Source organism: Pseudoalteromonas sp. SR45-5 (assembly GCF_014163565.1).
In the GTDB taxonomy this organism is placed as follows: domain Bacteria; phylum Pseudomonadota; class Gammaproteobacteria; order Enterobacterales; family Alteromonadaceae; genus Pseudoalteromonas; species Pseudoalteromonas distincta.
Genome location: NZ_JACJDN010000442.1, coordinates 1 through 3,489, shown reverse-complemented (window position 1 = coordinate 3,489; position 3,489 = coordinate 1). Strand labels below are relative to the sequence as shown.

Sequence of the window (3,489 nt, the reverse complement as noted above, 5' to 3'; positions counted from 1 at the left end):
CTTTTTAAACCAATCACTTGCAGGTTCTGGTCTATGCAAATAATAGCCTTGCAGAATAACCTCAGGATACTCCTGTAGTAAATCAAAGTGGGACTGGTTCTCTACGCCTTCAGCAACTATCTCGAGTTCAAATAAACGACCTAAGCTTACAATCATATCAATAATTAGTTTATCGTTGTTATCGGTAGGAGCCTCTAAAACAAAAGAACGATCAATTTTAAGTTCTTGTATTGGTAATTGTTTTAGGTAGGTTAAGCTCGAATATCCAGTACCAAAGTCATCAATTGATACTCTAATACCTAGCTTCTTGAGAAAGTGAACGGCTTCAATAGCCGCTTCCATATGATTAAGTAACGTACCTTCAATTATCTCAATAGTGAGTTGTTGAGGATTAATGTTATGTTGCTTTATCTGTTGGCTAATAAAGTTTAAAAAACGCGCTTCATGAAAGTGCCTGCCACTTATATTAATTGATAAGTTTAACTCAGGGTGGGTTTTACCAAGTTGCGTTAGTATCTCAAGTGCATTTGAAGTTACCCAGCAATCTAAATCATAAATTATGTCTGACTCTTCGGCTATAGATATAAACTCACCAGGGCTAATAAAGCCTTTTTGAGGGTGCTCCCATCTTAATAAAACCTCAGCGCCCTTAAGAGTTTGGTTTCGATCAAATTGGGATTGTAAATATAGCGATAGCTCATTATTTAAAATAGCTTTACGTAAATCTTGTTCTATTTCAAAACGGCGTTTTGCTTGCTCGCCAAATGAAGTATCAAAAAAGGTAACTCTATTGCCGCCTTTCTCTTTTGCCTTGTAACAGGCCGCTTCACAGTTACGAATAGTCTCAATAGCACTTTCCCATTGATCTTCTCGTGGAAAAATATAGGTGCCTATACTTACTGTTAAGCTAACGTCTTGTTCAGCAACGACAAATGGATGGTTTACACTTGCAAGTAGCTCTTGGGCTTTATTTTCAGCCATTGCTTGAGCTCTAGCTCTGCCCACACCTTTTTCAACTGTACATAGTACTGCAAATTCATCACTACCTAAGCGAGCAATAACATCTTTTTTACTCACGTGAGTATGGATTCGTTTAGTTAATTCTTTTAATATGTTATCGCCAGCGAGTAATCCTAATCCATCATTGATTGAGTGGAAGCTGTCTATGTCAATAATATAGATATAGGCATAACTATTTTCGGTACTGCAAACCTGAAGTTGCTGCTCTAACTGCTTTAAAAAACCATTTCGGTTTGGTAAACCTGTAAGGTCATCGTGCCATGTTAGGTAGTCAATTCTTTCTTGGGTTACTTTAACGCTCGAAATATCACTAAATACACCAATATAGTGCACGTTAGTATCTTGATCGCCTTTAACCAAACTGAGAGTTAGTAGCTCTGGATAAAGTTCGCCATTTTTTCGTCTGGTTACAAGCTCACCACTCCAATAGCCTGCTTGATTCGCATGTTCCCATACTTGGTCAAAGCTAATACTAGGGTGGTTGTTTTGTTTAATATCGTGCAACTGCATTTGCAGTGAGTCTGATTCACAGTAACCGGTTATACGGCAAAATGAAGGGTTTACGGCTATAATTTTGCCATTACTATCGGCAATAACAACACCATCAGCGGTTCCCGTTAGGGCTTGATAAAATAATTTTTGTTTTGATGAGAGTTCTTTTAATTCTTCTTCTCGCTGGCTAAGCTCTTTCGCAAGAGACTCTATTTCGAGTAGCTTGTCGTGCAGGTCAAAGTTTTTTTCTATAAGCCTATCTAGCATGCCTTGAGCGGTAATATGAGTGCGAATGCGTGCTCTAACGAGCGCTAGCTTGTAAGGTTTGTGTATGTAGTCAATTGCGCCCATCGCGAAGCCTTTTTCTTCAGACTCTTCCTCGGTAAGCGCTGTTACAAATATGACAGGGATCCCTTTGGTATTTTGTTTCGCTTTGAGTATATTACATACTTCGTAGCCGTCCATGCCTGGCATCATTATGTCTAATAAAATCAAGTCAGGCCGAGTTGACTCAATAAAGATCAAAGCCTGCTCACCACTAGTAGAAATACGTACATCGTAGTCAGTTAAAAGTCCTTCTACTAATACGTGTAAATTACTAGGTTCGTCATCAACAATAAGAATTAAAGGTTTATGCTTTTGTTCTGTGGTTAATCCATTACTGTTTGCGAGGTAATTTGAATGCACTATCTGTCCTTCTCTGCGTTCTTTACAATATTAAATCTAGTTCAGGTTAGTGGTTATGCCTAATTTTTATTATCGTTTCTATACATATCAATAAGCTCAATTACTAACGCGTAGTTAAAATGATCAATTGCTTCTTTGAGCTTAAATAGGGAGTGGCCTCTCTCATATTGATTCATTTCTAGCTGTCTAACCAAACTGCTAGGTACGGGGCGAGCCGTTAATGCTAATGAGTATATATTATCAATAACCGAGTCTTCGTTTTCTAGTTGATGTTGCTGTATATGTTCTTTTTTAAAGCTGTCAGCTATCAAAAATTGTTTTACAGCAAAAAGTGTAAGTGTTAATTGTTCATTAAAATGAGATAAGTTAATACTTTTCTTATCTATTAAGCTTTTCTCAACACTTTGCGCGCTGTGTTGCAGTAGCTCAAAGCCTAATGTGCCGGCCAGTCCTTTGAGTGTATGTACTAGTCGAATTAAGCTTTCTAACTCTCTATTTTTGATTAATATATCAGCTTTAGTCGAAAAGTCATTGTAATCGTTGACAAACTGAGTAAATAATTTAGTTAACAATTTGTCATTGTTTTCTAGGTTTTCTTTTGCTAATGGCAGGTTTATAGTGCTCAGAGGTTCACTACTTTGCAGATGCTTTTCTATACTTTTGTAAAGTGCATCAAAAATAATCGGTTTTACTAAAAAGTCATCCATACCGGCTCTAAATGCTGCTTTTTTATCATTAGGGTCTGCGGCTGCCGTAATAGCAATTATAGGAGTTTTGTAGCCTCGCTCTCTTAATATGCTTGTTGCTTCTAGTCCGTCCATAACTGGCATTTGAACATCCATAAAAATAATATCGATGTCATTTGTCTCTATTTTATCTAATGCATCATGTCCATTATCAGCAATGATCACGGTCATATCTAATCTGGCTAAAAGAGCGGAAGCTATTTCTTGATTAATTTTATTGTCGTCAACAACTAATGCATTAAAACCCGAGAATTTAGGATGGGGCTTTAATTGCTTTTCTTTAAAATTATTTGGTGCGAGTGCTCTTAAAATTTCTACTTCACTATTTTTATTACCAATAATTATAATGTTTATATTTTCATTTTTTGCAATTGGTTCTGGAGACTCTTCATCGGTAATTAATAAAATAAGTGTCAATTTTTCATTAACGTTTTTATTTTGAGCGTACAGTTGTTGTAAAATAAAGTTATCGTTGAGCTCTTTTTTTTCTATCGACATTATTACAATACTAAATGGGCTACTAGGCTGAGACATTTTTGCAATG

At 36.4% G+C, this 3,489-nt stretch carries 2 protein-coding genes; both read right to left on the bottom strand.

Features of this window, described 5'->3' with window-relative positions:
* Positions 1 to 2,199: EAL domain-containing protein (locus tag H5072_RS14830; RefSeq protein WP_182693953.1), on the bottom strand; the 2,199-nt coding region annotated here is incomplete at its 3' end.
* Between the two features lie 59 nt (positions 2,200 to 2,258).
* Positions 2,259 to 3,489: response regulator (locus H5072_RS14825; RefSeq protein WP_182693952.1), on the bottom strand; the 1,231-nt coding region annotated here is incomplete at its 5' end.